We start from the raw sequence: 17374 nt of genomic DNA, 5'->3' as shown, positions 1-17374 counted from the left end.
GAGACGATGAGGTAGATAGGTCATGGGTGGAAGCGTGGTGACACGTGGAGCTGAATGATACTAATCGGTCGAGGCTTTGATCTAGTCTAACGGTTTGTGTTGATGAATCCTCAGTTTTCAGGGAATAAACCCTAAACATTATTGACATGCGTATGACGTGGTGTTAATATTCATTTTGTCTGGTGGCGATAGCGAGACGGCCACACCTGTTCCCATGCCGAACACAGAAGTTAAGCGTCTCAGCGCCGAAAGTAGTTGGGGGATCTCCCCCTGTGAGGATAGGACGTTGCCAGGCAAGATCGTTCCGCAATAGCTCAGTGGTAGAGCAACCGGCTGTTAACCGGTAGGTCGTAGGTTCAAATCCTACTTGCGGAGCCAATTTAGGCCCGTTGGTCAAGCGGTTAAGACACCGCCCTTTCACGGCGGTAACACGGGTTCGAATCCCGTACGGGTCACCATATGGAGGATTAGCTCAGCTGGGAGAGCACCTGCCTTACAAGCAGGGGGTCGGCGGTTCGATCCCGTCATCCTCCACCATTTTTATGTATTACATCAAACCTATATATATGCCGGTGTAGCTCAGTTGGTAGAGCATCTGACTTGTAATCAGAGGGTCGAGGGTTCGAATCCTTTCGCCGGCACTCCTCGGGGGGGTAGCGAAGTGGCTAAACGCGGCGGACTGTAAATCCGCTCCTTCGGGTTCGGCGGTTCGAATCCGCCCCCCCCCACCAGGTTTGAGCCATTAGCTCAGTTGGTAGAGCATCTGACTTTTAATCAGAGGGTCGCAGGTTCGAGCCCTGCATGGCTCACCATTTTTTGCGGAAGTAGTTCAGTGGTAGAATACGACCTTGCCAAGGTCGGGGTCGCGGGTTCGAATCCCGTCTTCCGCTCCATATTCTTATCCCTGTTTCGGGGCCTTAGCTCAGCTGGGAGAGCGCCTGCCTTGCACGCAGGAGGTCAGCGGTTCGATCCCGCTAGGCTCCACCATATGTTTGTTTCTTAAGTTAGTGATGACTTAAGTTTTTTTTTGCCTAAAACCATGAACCATTCAAATGAGAGTACAGAGAAAGGCAGCCTGCCACCATTCAGGTTGCCTTTTTGTATGTTTATTCATTGTAATGCCGAGTTGAACCAAACGAATGATAGCGTTTACAATTTAGTTATCAAGCGTTCAAAGGGGGAATTGCAATGCAATGGTCATATATTCATGTACCGCTGCGATACGGTCAAGGGAAACTCGGGGTTGACCAAGGACCAGCAAAATTAAACGAATTAGGGATAGAGACACTCTTGCCATCGGAAACGGTCAAACATACGATTCGCGTGTTACCGGAATCTGAAATTCGTGAAAATGAGGAACACTTGAAGCGAGTCGATGGTGTCCTACACACAGTCACCGAATTAGCGGAAGTTGTGCATCGTGAGATTACAGAGAATCGATTCCCATTGATCGTTGGGGGCGATCATAGTATGGCAATCGGTACACTCGCTGGGTTGGCTCAAACAGGACCATACGGTGTCATCTGGGTAGATGCTCATGCTGACTTGAATACAGGAGAAACTTCACCATCTGGTAACATTCATGGAATGCCACTTGCGGCTGCGATGGGCATGGGTGACGTTCGTCTGACAGAGGTGGGCGGACGTGAGCCGAAGTTATCACCGGAGCATTTAGTATACATCGCACTTCGTGATATCGATGAAGGGGAAATGAACGAGATTAATCGACTTGGCATCAAAGTCATTACTGTAGAAGAAGTGCGAACGCGTGGTGTCGATGTCATCATGCAAGAAGCATTGAATTATCTACGTGAACGCGTCAATCGTTTCTACATCAGCTTTGATATGGATAGTTTAGATGCATCACTTGTACCTGGCACGGGGACACCGGTTGATGGTGGTCTGACAGAAATCGAAGCCAAGGCGATTTTAACAGAAGCTATGAAAGCAGATGATTTAATTGCTGTCGAACTTGTTGAATTGAATCCAGTGTTAGACCGAGAAGATATGACGGCAAATTTAGCGTATCGTCTGTGTGAAACGATTATAAAATCAAAAGAAAACCTGTTATTGGAAGGTGAGACAGTCTGATTTCCTTACAGTTTCCAAACCCGTTTGCTACAATGGGGGTGGAAACTTTTTTTATTTTAAATGAAACCATTTGAATCATGAGACGTATATAGAAATGACCGCATGTGTAGCGGAGAGGGGAAGTGGATTGATGGAACGGCTGACCACCCGTTTGGTAGATGAATTGAGGGCGGGGAATCACGATTCGTTTGCCGAACTGGTAGAACTATACAAGGATGGCGTCTTTGCAATCGCCTATAAAATTTTGTATGATCGTGGCGAAGCGGAAGACGCTGCCCAGGAAGCGTTCATTCGTGCGTATACACGAATCGATACGTATGACGCACAATATAAGTTCAAAACATGGCTCTATCGAATCACAACGAACGTTGCCATCGATCGATTGAGGAAACGGAAGCCAGAGTATTCGATGGATGCCGAAATTGCGGGTACAGACGGTTTGACCTATCAAGACCACTTAGCTGATGAAGCACCCCAACCCGATGCCCAAGTGGTTCATCGCGAAATTCGAAGTGAGATGCATGAAGCAATCAAGCAACTCCCTGAAAAGTATCGTATTCCTTTACTCCTAAAGTATGTGGATGATTTGTCATTAAAAGAAATCAGCGTGATGATCGACATGCCGGTCGCAACGGTTAAAACAAGGATCTTCCGGGGAAGAGAAATGTTAAAAACAATCTTTCAAAATAGGGAGGGGTTCAATTGACTCCTGAAGAAAAAGTACAACAATATTTGGAAGATGGCGTTTTGCCCGAAGAATCTGACGAATTGCGTCAATTGCTAGAAGACGACGAATTATATGAGTCGTATCTACAATATGAACGAATCGACGCAGAACTGAAAGCATTGCCTCGTCCAAAGTTATCAGCCGATTTTACTGCACGTGTGATGGCCGCTTTGCCTGAAGCACCTGTACAAAAAGCACCAGATACGGTCATTCCATTATCAAAACCGATTCGCAAAGAACGAAAACCTCACTCGAAGCAAATCGCTTGGCTCCAACGACACCCGGCTTTAATTGCGGCGGTCCTGTTCTTTAGTCTGATGTCTAGCGCGACACTTGGACTCTGGAACAGTGCATCTGAGACGATGACCTATACAAAAGTACCCGGTGTTGTCGTGTCAGAGAACGAAGTCATTGTGCCAGCCGGTGTGACGGTCGAGAAGGATATCACCGTTCAAGGTGGCGATTTACGAATCGAAGGAACGGTCAAAGGTGACGCGACCGCTGTGAATGGTCGTGCGTATTTAGCCAGTGCCGGTCAAGTGACAGGTGAGCTTGAACAAATTGACCAAATGTTCGAGTGGATTTGGTACTCGATGAAACAACTTTTCTAAAGACGCTTCTGGCGTCTTTTTTTCGTTTCAATCTGGTTTCGTTTTGATGTGACGCAATGCGAATATACAGAATTGATGATATAATGGAAATTGCACGATTTAGCTAGGTAGTGAAGGAGGGGAGCATTTGCCGCTACTTGAACAAGTATCATTTTTCTCATTTTTAAATCTTTCAGAAAACGTACATTGGTACGATTATTTGAATGATGTTTTAGATATCGTCGTCGTCACGTACGTGATTTATAAGTTAATGATGATTGTACGTGGGACAAAAGCAGTTCAGTTAATCAAAGGGATCTCGATCATCCTGGTCAGTTGGTTCTTGAGCGGTTTCTTCGGATTGAAGACGCTCCAGTTCTTGCTAAATCAGGTGATTACGTATGGTCTTCTTGGAATCATCATCATCTTTCAACCTGAGTTGAGACGTGGTCTTGAACATCTCGGACGAACGAGCAATTTATTTGGACGTACGGGAACAAGTGACGAAGAGCAACAACGACAAATGATTGAAGCCATCGTCAGTTCTGCGCAGTATATGTCCAAACGGCGAATCGGTGCATTGATTGCCATCGAACGCGATACGGGACTCAATGAATATGTCGAGACAGGCATTCGGATGGACTCACATATTACGTCACAGTTGATTATTAACTTATTCATTCCAAACACGCCGCTTCATGATGGGGCGATGATTATTCAAGACGGGAAAATTGCAGCGGCAGCTTGTTATTTACCGCTCTCTGAAAGCCCACATATCGATAAAGCGCTCGGGACGCGTCACCGTGCAGCCATTGGCGTCAGTGAAGTGACAGACAGTGTCACCCTTACCGTCTCAGAAGAAACAGGAGCGGTCTCCCTTGCGATTGCAGGACGTCTATATCGCGAATTGGATGAAGAAGCGCTGCGCAACAAATTAATTCAAGAACTCGTCATCGAAGAAAAAGAGGCGACCCTCTCGTTCTTCGGTAAAAAAGGAGGGGATAAGTAAGTGATTGATCAGTGGTTACAACATAAATGGTTTCTCCGCTTCATCGCACTTGCTTTAGCCGTCCTTTTATACTTAATGGTCGCTGAGACCAGCTCTTCGAACAATGCGTCGAGTGCGCTGCCGATCGTCGGACAGAGTTCCATGACGCTCGATGTGCCGGTCGAAGTGTTTTTTGATGAGGTGCAGTATGTCGCATATAATGTACCGGAAGAGATGGGCGTTGAGCTTCAAGGTCCTTCTAGTAGTTTAACGATGACCAAATTGGTGAAAGATTATCAGGTATTCGTCGACTTGACGAACCTCGGGACGGGCTTTCACCGTGTTCCGGTCGAGGCACGAGGATTCGGTGGCGACGTCAACGTCAAGTTAGACCGAGAGACTGTCGAAATCTATATTGACCGGAAGCAAACGATTGAAGTGCCGGTATCTGTCAACTTATTAAACAAAGATCAGTTACCGGACGGGAAAGTAGCGGGTGATGTCGAAATCGAACCGTCTACTGTGAAAGTCACGGGAGGCGCAAGTCGGATTCAAAACGTCAAAGAGATCACATTGAATGTAGACGTTGCGAATCAGAGTCAGACGTTTACACGAGAAATTCCCCCGACTATTTTAGATGCGAATGGGAACCCATTAAACGTGTCGGTCGACCCGAATATTATCAATGTCACCGTACCGATTTATGATGAAAGTGCGATGATTCCAATTGAGGTCGTTACGAGCGGAGATGTGGCGGATGACTTCCGACTAGTCGATACGTTGTTAGGTGAAACGGAAGTCCGTGTCTTTGCACCAAAAGATGTGCTCGACGCACTCGAAACAATCGAAACGGAACCTATTGAGCTGGATGACTTAACGAAGTCTGAAAAGTTAAATGCTACGCTTCGCCTTCCAGAAGGAGCGACATCTCTCGGTAAAAAAGAAGTCGAAGTCCAAGTGTTGATTCGTCCGAACGACGAGTCGAAAGATGACACGGGTGAATTGACGGAACGAATTCGATTGACGGTTCCTGTCAATGTTCGTGGATATGACCGGACAAATTACACGGTTCAAACGCAAGAAGTCGTCAGTGTGACACTGTCAGGGAAACGATCCCTTCTAGAGAGCATCTCCTCGAACAGTGTCAATGTAACCTTAGATTTAACAGGTTTACCGAGTGGGACACACGCGGTAGATGTAGATTATGAAGTACCAAAAGGCGTGACTGTCATTTCACCGAAAACAATCGATGTTCAATTGACAAGCGTCGATGAAGAAACAGAAACATCTTCCATTCAATAAAGATGTTCAATCATACAAAAGTGAGGATTTAATCTTATGGGTAAATATTTTGGAACAGATGGAGTTCGCGGTGTTGCGAACTCTGAGTTGACTGCGGAATTAGCATATCGTTTAGGTCGTGCGGGTGGCTACGTGCTCTCGAAACATTTGCCAGAAGGCGAACAGCCAAAAGTCTTGATTGGTCGTGACACACGAATCTCAGGACATATGTTAGAGGGTGCATTGATTGCGGGTCTTCTTTCAATCGGTGCAGAAGTCATGCGTCTCGGTGTCATCTCGACACCTGGGGTCGCTTACTTGACGAAGTCATTAGATGCGACAGCGGGAGTCATGATCTCGGCATCGCATAACCCCGTGGCAGACAACGGCATCAAATTCTTCGGTAGCGATGGTTTCAAATTAGATGACGCAACCGAGCAAGAAATCGAAGACATTTTGAACGCTGCAGAAGATACACTCCCACGTCCGACTGGAAAAGACCTCGGTTTCGTTTCAGATTATTATGAAGGTGCACAAAAGTATCTTCAAATGTTGAAACAGACTGTAGAAGAGGACTTTGATGGTCTTCATATCGCATTGGATTGCGCACATGGTGCGACGAGCGGTCTTGCAGCGCGTCTCTTCGCTGACCTTGAGGCGAACGTGTCGACAATCGGAAACTCGCCAAACGGGTTGAACATCAACGAAGGTGTCGGCTCGACACACCCTGAGCACTTGGCTGAGTTCGTTCGTGAAAAAGGAGCGGATATGGGTCTTGCCTTTGATGGTGATGGAGACCGTTTAATTGCGATTGATGAGAACGGTGATATCGTGGATGGAGACAAAATCATGTACATCTGCGGGAAATACTTGAGTGAAAAAGGTCGTTTGAAAGACAATACGATTGTCGCGACGGTTATGAGTAACCTTGGCTTCCATAAAGCTGTAGAAGAAGCGGGCATGACGGCGCTTCAAACAGCAGTTGGAGACCGTTACGTTGTAGAAGAAATGAAGAAACATCAATACACACTCGGTGGCGAACAGTCGGGTCACTTGATTTTCCTCGATCACTCGACAACGGGTGATGGGATGTTATCAGGCGTCCAATTGGCGGAAATCGTTAAGTCGACAGGCCGTAAACTTTCTGAGTTGGCAGCTGAGATGCCGGTGTATCCGCAAAAGCTCGTCAACATCCGTGTGACGAATAAAAATGATGCGATGAACGGAGAGCGTGTCCTCGCGACGATTCAAGAAGCAGAAGCGGAAATGGCTGGGAACGGTCGTATTCTCGTCCGTGCATCTGGAACAGAGCCACTCGTTCGTGTCATGGCAGAAGCCCCGACAGCGGAAGAGTGCGATCTCTACGTTGAAAAAATCGCGCAAGTCGTGCGTGAAGATTACGGCGTAGAAGGATAATTTTTCAGAAACCGGGAATAACACAAGGGAATCCAACGTTGGATTCCCTTTTTGTTTCCGTTTTGTCATCGAGAAAACAATGGTTCTTCTTGACGAATGGGGGTGTGATTTGTACTATTAAGAGCGTGACCTTGGAAACGGAAGGACACAAGAGTACGAACAAGCGCCAGAACTCTGCGGAGTTGACGAGGTTGGAGGTTATCGAGATTTCGGCGGGTGCCTCCTCGTCGCCTGTCACGACGAAAAGCACGCTTTTAAAACGCCCGGGTGACCGGACGGACAAAGAAGTGTGTGTTGACAGCTCTTAGAAAAAGCCCGTTTCCTTTTTCGAGAAATCGAAGAATAGAGGAGATTTGTTTATGTGTGGAATTGTAGGAATGATTGGGAATGCCGGAGCGAAGGAAGTCCTTCTCAAAGGTCTTGAAAAACTCGAGTACCGTGGTTATGACTCGGCAGGTCTTGCGTTGATGCATGAAAATGTCAACGTTCACAAAGAAGTCGGTCGCATCGCTGCGCTACGCGAAATCATCCCAGCAGAAGTAGACGGCACGATTGGAATCGGCCACACACGTTGGGCGACACACGGGGTACCGAGTGTACCGAACGCCCACCCGCACCAAAGTACGACAGGACGCTTCACGCTCGTGCATAACGGCGTAATCGAGAACGACGAAATCATCAAGAAGACGCTTGACGTCCCGTTCCTTTCAGAGACGGACACGGAAGTCATCGTCCAGCTCATGGAGAAGCACTTCGTCGAGCTCGGTGACGTCGAGGCGGCGTTCCGCAAGACGCTCTCGGACCTCCACGGATCATACGCGATCGCGATGATCGACTCAGAGGACAAAGAGCGCCTCTATATCGGAAAGAACAAGTCACCGCTCCTCGTCGGACTCGGTGACGGCACGTTCAACGTCGTCGCATCGGACGCAATGGCGATGCTCCAGGTGACGGACCAGTACCTCGAGCTCCACGACGGCGAGATCGTCATCCTCACACGTGAGTCGGCGACGATCAAGACGCTTGACGGCGAAGTGCTCGAACGTTCGCCGTACACGGCCGAGATCGATGCGTCAGACATCGAGAAGGGCACATACGCGCACTACATGTTGAAGGAGATGGACGAACAGCCGGCCGTCATCCGCAACATCATCCAGCACTACCAGAACGAGAACGGCGACATCGAACTCACGGACGGCGTGCGTGAGCTCGTCTCGGAAGCGGACCGCGTCTATATCGTCGCGTGTGGTACAAGTTACCACGCCGGTCTTGTTGGGAAACAATTGATTGAACGCGTTGCAGGTGTACCGACTGAAGTACACGTTGCGTCAGAGTTCGGTTACAACATGCCACTTTTGACAGAGAAGCCACTCTTCCTCTTCATCTCACAATCAGGTGAGACAGCGGACAGCCGTGCCGTTCTCGTCGAAGTGAAAAAGCTTGGCCATAAAGCGCTCACGTTAACAAACGTAGCGGGATCGACGCTCTCGCGTGAAGCGAACGAGACGATGCTCCTCCACGCAGGACCAGAGATCGCGGTCGCCTCGACGAAAGCGTACACGGCACAGATCGCCGTCCTCGCGATTCTCGCGTACGACATCGCTCGTGCGAACGGGAAGAAACTTCCGTTTGATTTGATGCAAGAGCTCGCACTCGTTGCGACAACGATGGACTCGATTATGGCACAAAAAGAAATCTTTGAAGAGCTTGCTGATAAGTTCTTGAAAGAATCACGCAACGCATTCTTCCTCGGACGTGGATTGGATTCATATGTAGGTCTTGAAGGTGCATTGAAGCTCAAAGAGATCTCATACATCCAAGCAGAAGGATACCCAGGTGGGGAACTCAAACACGGACCGATCGCGTTGATTGAAGATGGGACACCAGTCATCACGCTTGTGTCTCAACCGAACACACACCTCAACATTCGTGGAAACATCAAAGAAGTTGTGGCGCGTGGTGCAGTAGCTTGTACGATTTCAATGGAAGGCATGGAGCATGAAAACGATGCATTCGTTCTTCCACGTGTTGAACCACTTCTCACGCCACTCGTGACGGTTCTTCCACTTCAACTCATCTCGTACTATGCGGCACTCGCCCGCGACTGTGATGTCGACAAGCCACGTAACTTGGCGAAGTCTGTAACAGTTGAATAATGAATCAAAGGCCAGAATCTTTCGGGATTTTGGCCTTTTTTGTTGCAGTCAGTTAACAAATCATCGAAATGCTCTCAAAAACGTCTGTTGATTCTTAGGGACGGGTACACTCAACGTGAGTATGAATAAAAGGAGAGATTCGATGAAACAGAAGAAATGGATGACGGGCTTAGGTGTCATCGTGCTCGCTACATCGTTAGCCGCATGTGGGGATACGGCAGACGATACATCGATGGAGATGTCAGAAGAACAAAGCATGGATCATTCGGCAATGGACCACTCAGGGTCTGGAGAGATACCGGACGGACTGATGGAAGCGAATGATCCGACATATCCGGTCGGGTCGACAGCGATGATGACAGCGGATCATATGCCGGGGATGGAAGGTGTCGAAGCCACGATTGTCGGTGCGTATGATACGACTGTATACGCAGTCAGTTATACACCGACGACAGGCGGTGATCCCGTAGAGAATCATAAATGGGTGATTCATGAGGAACTCGAGAACGTGGATGACGCGCCATTAGCAGAAGGTGAACAAGTCGTTTTGGCCGCCGATCACATGGAGGGCATGAACGGAGCGGAAGCGACAATTGATATGGCTGAAGAGACAACGGTTTATATGGTGGATTACACGACGGAAGATGGAGAAGAGGTCACAAACCATAAATGGGTGACCGAAAGTGAACTAGAAGCGATGAAGTAAGGAAAGAAGACCTCAAGAAAATGCTTGAGGTCTATTTTTTTCGATAAATATTTATTGATAAACGATAAATAAGGGCGTATGATAAAGGAAACAAAACGAGTGAGGTGTATGACAGGTGAAACGAGAAACCGTCTTTTTGAAACTATCGGTGATTGTCTTAGCCCTTCCGATTCTTGCGGCCTGTATCTTTTTACTTCCGTTTCTTTGGCGAGACGCAACTGAGAGCGGGGGATGGATTGCGAATTCGATGCGTCCGATTGTCGTGGGGATGTATGTGGCAGCAGTCCCATATTTCATAGCTCTGTTCCAGACGTTTACCTTGCTAGGATTAATTGACCGGAATGAGGCGTTCTCCTATGGAGCGGTGAAAGTACTTCGAGTGATCAAGTATTGCGCACTGACCATCACGGTCATCTATACAGCGTTGCTTCCGTTCTTCTATTGGTTTGCCGAGCGTGATGATTCCCCAGGTTTCTTAGTCCTCGGGTTCGTCTTCGTGTTTGCTGCATTTGTCATTGCCGTCTTTGCTGAGTTGTTACAGAAATTGTTGAAGCGAGCCATCGACATGAAACAAGAAATCGATTTGACGGTCTGAGGTGAGAAAAATGGCGATGATTGTGAATCTAGATGTGATGTTGGCGAAGCGGAAAATGAGTGTGACAGAGCTGTCGGAACGGGTCGGGATCACGATGGCGAACTTGTCGATTTTAAAGAATGGAAAAGCGAAAGCGATTCGTTTTTCGACGCTCGAAGCGATTTGTGAAGCGCTCGACTGTCAACCGGGGGACATACTAGAATATCGAGCGGACGAACGAGCAGAGTGAATCTCTGCTTTTTTTGTGTGAACATGAAACGTATTTGAACGATATGGCGTATATAAGATAAATCATTCAGGGGGAGACTAGAAAATGGTTCAAACATGGACAGAACGGACTCATGAAGCCTTAAAAGGAAAAATCGGAAAACTTATCGGTTGGTCTTTTGCAATGGCGATTTTAGTGGAATTGTGGCTTATGATAGATCCAACGTATTACGGAATCCAACACAGTTCTACTATTCTTATGACGATTAGTGTGATTGGACTCATCCTGTATGTGATGTCTTTGCCAATGTATATCGGATACAGTTGGGTCATTTTAGATGCGGTGCGAAATAAGGAATTGCACTTTCAAAATGTATTTAAACCGTTCCGAAAGGGCTACCGCTTAAATTTGGCCACGTTCCTACTCACGGTTCTTTTCCAACTATTATGGGGACTGCTTCTAATCGTTCCAGGAATCATAAAGTATTTTTCTTATGCATTCACTTTCTTTATATTGCGAGATGAGCCTCATTTGTCCCCTATAGAAGCGATTACAAAATCTCGTGGGATGATGCGTGGACAGAAATGGGAAGCATTTAAATTAATCTTGCCAATGATTCCGGTCTTTCTGACGGGTCTCACGTTAAGTATTGTTTTCAAATTACCGATTCTGTCATCCTGGTCTCTATTGGTTGCAACTTCACTTGTTCGTCCGTTGGTAGTTGCACGTTTTGCTGTCATGTATGAAGACTCACGTCGGGCGTACGACGAACAATGGAACAAACCAGCTTGAAGCATATCAAATAGAGGTTGAAAGGAAAGAGCATGCTACAATCTTCATGAAGGAAAGGGGACATGCTGAATGAAGATTGGAATCATTGGGGCTGGTATAAGCGGAATCATCGCAGCGCGTGAACTCGCACGTCGAGGTCATACGATTGAATTGATTGAAAAGAGCCAAAGCGTCGGGGGGCGTTTGGCGACTCGCCGAATCGGTGACGGACAAGCGGATCACGGGGCCGTCTATTTCACCGTACGTGGAGAAGAGCTCAAACGCGAGGTACAGTCGTGGATGAGTGCGAACTGGGTGCGTGTCTGGTATGCGGACCCTTATCCGCGATACGTGGGGACGGATGGTATGAATGGACTCGCCAAGCATCTTGCTGAGGGATTGACGGTACACTTGAATGAACATGTGGAGCACGTTCACATAGAAGAGGATGGTACCATCAGCGTGAAGACAGATGTGACGAGACGTTCATACGACCGAATCGTGATGACGGCACCGCTTCCGCAATCGTTCGAATTACTCGGGAGTTTGGTTGATCAGGTCAAACCTTCCTTGCGACGTCTCGTGTATGCGCCGACGTTCGTCGGTCTTTTCGAATGTACGGGTGATGTACAGATTGGGGCAGATGGAATTCTCGATCACGACCTGACACCAGGTTTGTTAAAAGTGATCAATAATCAGCAAAAAGGAATTACTGCGACCTCGCTCATCAGCGTCTATATGGAAGAAGCGTGGAGTGAGGAGTGGTATGAGCGACCGGAAGAGGAGATACTTGCAGAGATTGAACGGTTAATGCGGAAGGAAATCGGCGAAATCGACATTGCGTCACGGCAATTGAAACGGTGGCGCTATGCGCAAGCGAAAGACGTGTGGCATGAACCGTTTTATCGGGTAAGTCATTATCCCGTCTATTTAGCTGGCGATATTTTTCTTGAAGCGGATGATCCATCCGGACGAACGCGATTCGAAAGTGCCTATCTGTCTGGATTACGTGTGGCAGAAGCAATCGTTTAAACCTTCTACGGAAGGTTTTTTTACTGCTTTATTTAAAGCTCTTAAAAAAAATAATTCGATGGATGACTAGTAATTTACTTCATACTCTTCAATTCTCTGCCGAAATAAAGAGTGTCAGTTATTTCTTAAGAAAGTAGGAAGTGAAAATGGTCAATCAATTTGAAAAAATGAGCTCTTATTTAGTATCTCGCATCATTCTTGTCTTGTTTGCTGTTTCATATCCAATCATGGGAATGTTATTTTGGATGGGTGAGTTGCCTAGACAGAATACATTGAATTTTTTGATTGTAGGAATAGTCCTTCAGCTGACAGCTTGGGCTGGATACCGGTTCTTTGTGGAGAAACCGTGGTTAAAGTATGGGCTAGTTACATTGATGTATTTAGCAGCAACTGCGATTATGATGACGTTACCAGGAGAAGCGATGCAAGATATCGTCTTTTTATATGTCGTGTTGATGCTCATGTATCTCAATCGATATGTTGCACTTTATGGAAGTCTCCTCTCTGTAGGAATTTCTGCGTCAGCGCTTGTGCTAGGTCGATTTTCATTTGAAACGACACTCGATTTGATCAGTTGGTTTACTATTCTGACTATGTCGTTGTCTGCTGCTTATTTTGTTACACATTTCGGTTCGAAATTATTACGCGAAACCATGGAACAAAGACAGCAAGCGGAACAGCATGCAGGAGCAATCGAACTGACAATGGCAAAAACAACGGCGAGCGCAACAACGCTTCACGGAGCAGTCTTTACGATGGTGGATGCTGTTGATGTTGTGGCGGAACAGGCTTCAGAAGTTGCCACGAAATCAGAAACGATGACACGTCAAACAATGGAGCAAAGCCAACATATTCATCATGTTTCCACACAAATTGAGTCGACGGTACATGCATTCGAACGAATGCAAGAGCAATTAAAGCGAACGATGATGGAAGTGGGTGAGGTTCGTCAGGAAGCTCATCTTTCACATGAGAATATGAATTCAACCGAACGTTCACTTGCTGAGTTGAATGTCAGTATCGGTGAAGTTATTTATGCTTTTAAAGGATTGAGCGAACGATTTCAAGAGGTACGTACGATTACAGATACAATCCAACAAATTTCTTCTCAGACGAATCTCCTTTCATTGAATGCTTCTATTGAAGCAGCACGTGCAGGCGAACATGGGAAAGGATTTGCGGTAGTCGCATCAGAAATTCGAAACTTATCTGCACAGACGGCAGAAGCTTCATCAAAGATTAATGAAATCATCCAACTCGTCATGAATGAAGTACAAGTAACCGAACGAGCGATTGATGAAAGCACGAATCGATTATCTACGCAAGAAGTGCAAGTTCGTAAGAGTGGGGCGTCTATTCTTTCGATGATTCAGACGACCGGTACGGTGGAAACACAAGTAGATGAGACTTCAAATCAACTTCAAGTGACAGCTCTTGAGCTAAACAAAGTTCACCAAGTCGTTTCACAAATGTCAGTGTTGATGCAATCACTTGAAATTAGCAGTCAAGATGTTCATACGTGGACAACATCGCAACAAGATGCACTCCAATCTTTAAAGAGCCAGATTCAAGAATTGAATGAAGTTGCGAATGAATTAGTATAATTTGAAAGATACGTTGGAACAGTACAACGTATCTTTTTTCATGCCTACTCTAATACAATTTCGGGAAACGTATACAATGTGATTACATCAAAGGAGGAATATGATATGGAAATCGTCATTACCGCAATTTTGAAAGCTCATCCCGGAAAAGAAGAGGCGTTACGTGATGCGCTACACCGTGTGATTCCGCCGTCGCGTGCAGAAGAAGGGTGTCTCGCATACGTTCTCCATGAGGCGATTGATGAACCGGGTACGTTTGTCTTCTATGAAAAGTATCAAGACGAAGATGCGCTCGATCACCACATCCATTCATCGCATTATCAGGCATATCGTGACGAAGCCGGGGATCTTCTCGCCGTGCGTGATGTCTATCGTTTGCATGAAGTCTGAAAGGAGACTTTTTCATGATTACGCAACCCGTGATTCCATGTATTTGGTTTGAGGAGAACGTCGAGGAAATCGCCGAGTGGTATGTCTCCATCTTTCCAGATTCGTTTGTCGACTATACGACGACATTTTCAAGCTCGCCAGCAGGCGAGACGACGATTGTGACGTTATCGCTCGCTGGACAGTTCTTTCAGTTACTCGGGGGAGGCACGACGAAAGAACGAAATCCGTCTATTTCCTATATGGTATCGCTCCCGACAACTGAAGAAATCAATGCGCTATGGGAACGATTATCTGACGGGGCAGATATTTTGATTCCATTAGATACGTACGACTTCAGCCAGCGTTATGGGTGGTTGAAGGACCGCTACGGAGTTTCTTGGCAAATCATGCATGATGGGGGGATGGACATTCAGCTCGTGACGCCATGCCTCTTGTTTGTCCAGGATGCATTCGGTCGCGCCGAGGCGGCGATGAACGATTGGATTTCCATTTTCAAAGATTCGTATGTACTGGACGGACATACGGTACGATACACGGAAGAAGATGGCGACGAGCTCGACGGGAAAATCAACTATGCTCGCTTCGTCTTATCCGGTCGAGAATTTGTCGTGATGGACAGTAATGAAAATCATATGTTTTCATTTAACGAAACACAGTCGCTCATCGCTTTTTGTGAAACACAGGACGAAGTCGATACGTACTGGGAGCAGCTATCGGCTGTACCGGAAGCAGAGGAGTGTGGGTGGCTGAAAGATCGCTACGGCGTCTCGTGGCAAATCATTCCTTGGGAAATGGAAGAGATGATGACGGTCGGTTCGCAAGAGAAGATTGAACAAGTCGTACAGGCGTGTCTGCCCATGAAAAAAATCGATATCGCGACATTGCGTCAAGCCTATTAAACAAACCTCCCGAGACAAATAGCTCGGGAGGTTTTTCATGGACTCATTTGTGAGAGGGCATCCTTCTCGATGATGGTATCCGAGAGACGGAGCTGACTGGCCGCACGGTCAATGTAAGGGGCGCATCGATCAAACGCGACCGGTTCTTCCGTCTCGACGGAATAGCATGTGCCGTTACCAGAACGTTCGGTCAAGTCTGGTTCATAGTAATGGTCTTCATATCGGAAAGCGCCCGTCCGAAAGACGGTCAAATTCGGCGTATCATTCAAGAGAGAGTCGCCAAGCATATATGCCGGAGAGATCCCAAGTAAGTCGAGAATCGTCGGTGCGATATCGATTTGACCGCCACTCGCCTCCATGACTTCCCCTGTCGTCAATCCAGGTGGTTTGATGAAGAGTGGGACAGCACGGTCGAGTTGAAACGCTTCAACTGTTGAGTCCACTTCTTCGATGGTAGCCATTTCTTCTCCAGGTGCCGTCAGACCGCTATCATGGTCACCATACATGACGAGAAGCGTCTCATCCCACAACCCATCTTGTTTCAATCGTTCGATGAACTGACCGACCGCCGCATCGACGAAATGAACGGTATGGTAATAGTTTTCGAGAAGGGGGTCCTCAATTTCCGACAGGTCCAATCGTTTTTCGTCCTCCGGAATGTCGTACGGCGTATGGCTCGTCAATGCGACTAAAAACGCATAGAACGGTTCGTTCAACTCTTCCATGAATCCGACGGACGTATTCAAGAATTCCTGGTCGTTGAGTGCCATCCCGATGATGCCTTGGTCGGGGTAGTCTTTGTCGCTAAAGAAATGATTGAACCCGATGTTGTCATAAAAATCATCCCGATTCCAAAAGTCTTTACGGAAGGAGTGCATGGCTGCCGTATCGTAGCCCGCCTCGTTCAAGTACTGTGAGAGTGCACTAAATTGATTTCCCGGGAAACGTGTGTACACCGAACCAGATTTGACAGGATAGAGTGATGTGTTCACGATGAACTCCGCATCGGACGTCCGCCCTTCATGCGTCTGATGATACACGTTTGGGAAATAGAGCATGTCACGGCGCAATCGATTTAAGTTCGGTGTCAATTCCTGTCCGTTGATCTGTTGGTCGATGACAGATGTTTGGAACGATTCGAGTTGTAGGACGATGACGTTCGTATCCGGACTCGAGGCACTTAATTCTTGATAAGAGAGTGCTTGGATTTGAGAACGCTCTTCGTCTGTCAGGGCTTCGTTCCATCCCATGGCACGTTCGACGCCTCGGGCGACATCCATCGCGTGATAGCCCCAAAAACCGAGATGATAATATTCACGCATATTCGAGATCGGGTCGTCTGCAATCCATTTTTCCCCGCGCTGATAACTGAGGGTGAGCGGAATCGTGAAGAGAAGAAATCCGAGAGTGAAGCCGGCGAGCGCCAATCGTCTTCCGTTCCGCTTCGCTTCACGGACAGGATGCCGTTTGATGTAACGTAAAATTAAACCGTAAATAATGAGGTCGATGAAGAAGAACGCATCAATCGGGCGGATGAGCGTCAAGAAGCCACCCCCGACATCTCCCATCTGTCCGATATCAGACAGTAAGGCGACAGATAATAAGTCTTCAAAATAGCGATAGTACCAGATGTCCGAGACGAGTAGGGTACTATGCAGGAACAGAGAAACGTATAAAATCCATCGGCGAATCGGGTAAGACACGGCAAGTGCCCAGCTCGTCAGGAGCAGAATCGTCGCCAAATTGATGAGGAAAAACGAGAAGTCGAACGCCGTCGCGGTCAACCAGCTAAAAAAGAAGAGCTTTGCCAGGGAGAGTGACAAGTAGCTCCAATAATCGAGATATTTGATCATGAACAACACATCCTTTTCATACCCATTCCCGATGAGACGAGTGAGGGAAACGTGAAGATGTGTCCAA

Annotated in this window: 16 protein-coding genes, 8 tRNA genes and 2 rRNA genes; 25 read left to right on the top strand and 1 reads right to left on the bottom strand. The window is 47.2% G+C overall.

Translation table 11 applies throughout. The features are described 5' to 3' along the window. The 25 genes from KNO99_RS02775 to KNO99_RS02655 all read left to right on the top strand — a co-directional run. Nucleotides 1-84 (top strand): 23S ribosomal RNA (locus tag KNO99_RS02775); the annotation flags it as partial. Between the two features lie 94 nt (nt 85-178). Next, nucleotides 179-295, top strand: a 5S ribosomal RNA gene (gene rrf / locus KNO99_RS02770). An 8-nt stretch (nt 296-303) separates the two neighbouring features. Then, a tRNA-Asn gene (locus KNO99_RS02765) sits at nt 304-378 on the top strand. A 5-nt stretch (nt 379-383) separates the two neighbouring features. Next, nucleotides 384-458 (top strand) — tRNA-Glu (locus KNO99_RS02760). 3 nt (nt 459-461) lie between these two features. Beyond that, nucleotides 462-537, top strand: a tRNA-Val gene (locus KNO99_RS02755). Nucleotides 538-568: 31 nt separating this feature from the next. Next, a tRNA-Thr gene (locus KNO99_RS02750) sits at nt 569-641 on the top strand. 6 nt (nt 642-647) lie between these two features. Continuing rightward, nucleotides 648-731: transfer RNA gene (locus KNO99_RS02745), tRNA-Tyr, on the top strand. Nucleotides 732-736: 5 nt separating this feature from the next. Beyond that, a tRNA-Lys gene (locus tag KNO99_RS02740) sits at nt 737-812 on the top strand. A 6-nt stretch (nt 813-818) separates the two neighbouring features. Further along, nucleotides 819-893, top strand: a tRNA-Gly gene (locus tag KNO99_RS02735). Between the two features lie 18 nt (nt 894-911). Then, a tRNA-Ala gene (locus KNO99_RS02730) sits at nt 912-987 on the top strand. Between the two features lie 201 nt (nt 988-1188). Next, nucleotides 1189-2091: an arginase gene (gene rocF / locus KNO99_RS02725; RefSeq protein ID WP_214745057.1), complete on the top strand. Its 903-nt coding sequence runs from the start codon at nt 1189-1191 to the stop codon at nt 2089-2091. A gap of 130 nt (nt 2092-2221) precedes the next feature. Further along, entirely contained in the window at nt 2222-2797 is a 576-nt protein-coding gene (sigW, locus tag KNO99_RS02720) for an RNA polymerase sigma factor SigW (protein WP_214745056.1), read from the top strand. After that, the gene (locus KNO99_RS02715; protein ID WP_214745054.1) at nt 2794-3429 is read left to right on the top strand and encodes an RseA family anti-sigma factor; all 636 of its coding nucleotides are present in this window, start codon (nt 2794-2796) and stop codon (nt 3427-3429) included. The genes sigW and KNO99_RS02715 overlap by 4 nt, the downstream gene beginning before the upstream one ends. 127 nt (nt 3430-3556) lie before the next feature. Continuing rightward, nucleotides 3557-4417, top strand: coding sequence for a diadenylate cyclase CdaA (gene cdaA, locus KNO99_RS02710; RefSeq protein WP_214697362.1), 861 nt, complete (start codon nt 3557-3559; stop codon nt 4415-4417). Then, nucleotides 4418-5698: a CdaR family protein gene (locus tag KNO99_RS02705; protein WP_214745052.1), complete on the top strand. Its 1281-nt coding sequence runs from the start codon at nt 4418-4420 to the stop codon at nt 5696-5698. Nucleotides 5699-5734: 36 nt separating this feature from the next. Continuing rightward, the gene (glmM, locus tag KNO99_RS02700) at nt 5735-7093 is read left to right on the top strand and encodes a phosphoglucosamine mutase (RefSeq protein WP_214745050.1); all 1359 of its coding nucleotides are present in this window, start codon (nt 5735-5737) and stop codon (nt 7091-7093) included. A gap of 359 nt (nt 7094-7452) precedes the next feature. After that, the gene (gene glmS, locus KNO99_RS02695) at nt 7453-9249 is read left to right on the top strand and encodes a glutamine--fructose-6-phosphate transaminase (isomerizing) (RefSeq protein WP_214745048.1); all 1797 of its coding nucleotides are present in this window, start codon (nt 7453-7455) and stop codon (nt 9247-9249) included. Nucleotides 9250-9391: 142 nt separating this feature from the next. Next, nucleotides 9392-9955, top strand: coding sequence for a YdhK family protein (locus tag KNO99_RS02690; protein WP_214745046.1), 564 nt, complete (start codon nt 9392-9394; stop codon nt 9953-9955). 115 nt (nt 9956-10070) lie between these two features. Further along, nucleotides 10071-10550, top strand: coding sequence for a DUF2975 domain-containing protein (locus tag KNO99_RS02685; RefSeq protein ID WP_214745044.1), 480 nt, complete (start codon nt 10071-10073; stop codon nt 10548-10550). Nucleotides 10551-10560: 10 nt separating this feature from the next. Beyond that, nucleotides 10561-10779, top strand: a complete 219-nt coding sequence (locus KNO99_RS02680; protein ID WP_012727632.1) for a helix-turn-helix domain-containing protein — start codon at nt 10561-10563, stop codon at nt 10777-10779. A gap of 84 nt (nt 10780-10863) precedes the next feature. Then, entirely contained in the window at nt 10864-11550 is a 687-nt protein-coding gene (locus KNO99_RS02675; RefSeq protein ID WP_214745042.1) for a DUF975 family protein, read from the top strand. 69 nt (nt 11551-11619) lie between these two features. After that, nucleotides 11620-12561: an NAD(P)/FAD-dependent oxidoreductase gene (locus tag KNO99_RS02670; RefSeq protein ID WP_214745040.1), complete on the top strand. Its 942-nt coding sequence runs from the start codon at nt 11620-11622 to the stop codon at nt 12559-12561. 146 nt (nt 12562-12707) lie between these two features. Continuing rightward, complete coding sequence (locus KNO99_RS02665) at nt 12708-14165, top strand: methyl-accepting chemotaxis protein (protein WP_214745038.1); 1458 nt, start codon at nt 12708-12710, stop codon at nt 14163-14165. A 105-nt stretch (nt 14166-14270) separates the two neighbouring features. After that, complete coding sequence (locus tag KNO99_RS02660; protein WP_214745036.1) at nt 14271-14555, top strand: putative quinol monooxygenase; 285 nt, start codon at nt 14271-14273, stop codon at nt 14553-14555. A gap of 14 nt (nt 14556-14569) precedes the next feature. Continuing rightward, complete coding sequence (locus KNO99_RS02655; protein WP_214745034.1) at nt 14570-15454, top strand: VOC family protein; 885 nt, start codon at nt 14570-14572, stop codon at nt 15452-15454. A gap of 35 nt (nt 15455-15489) precedes the next feature. On the opposite strand, the gene KNO99_RS02650 is transcribed toward KNO99_RS02655, so the two are convergent. Beyond that, nucleotides 15490-17307 carry an LTA synthase family protein gene (locus tag KNO99_RS02650; protein ID WP_214745032.1) on the bottom strand — a complete coding sequence of 606 codons (1818 nt, stop codon included), beginning with the start codon at nt 17305-17307 and terminating at the stop codon, nt 15490-15492. Between the last annotated feature and the right edge of the window lie 67 nt (nt 17308-17374).

The organism is Exiguobacterium sp. s189 (genome assembly GCF_018617615.1).
Lineage (GTDB): Bacteria > Bacillota > Bacilli > Exiguobacteriales > Exiguobacteriaceae > Exiguobacterium > Exiguobacterium aestuarii_A.
Note: the sequence above shows the minus strand (reverse complement) of the source record. Positions and strands in the feature narration are given on the sequence as shown.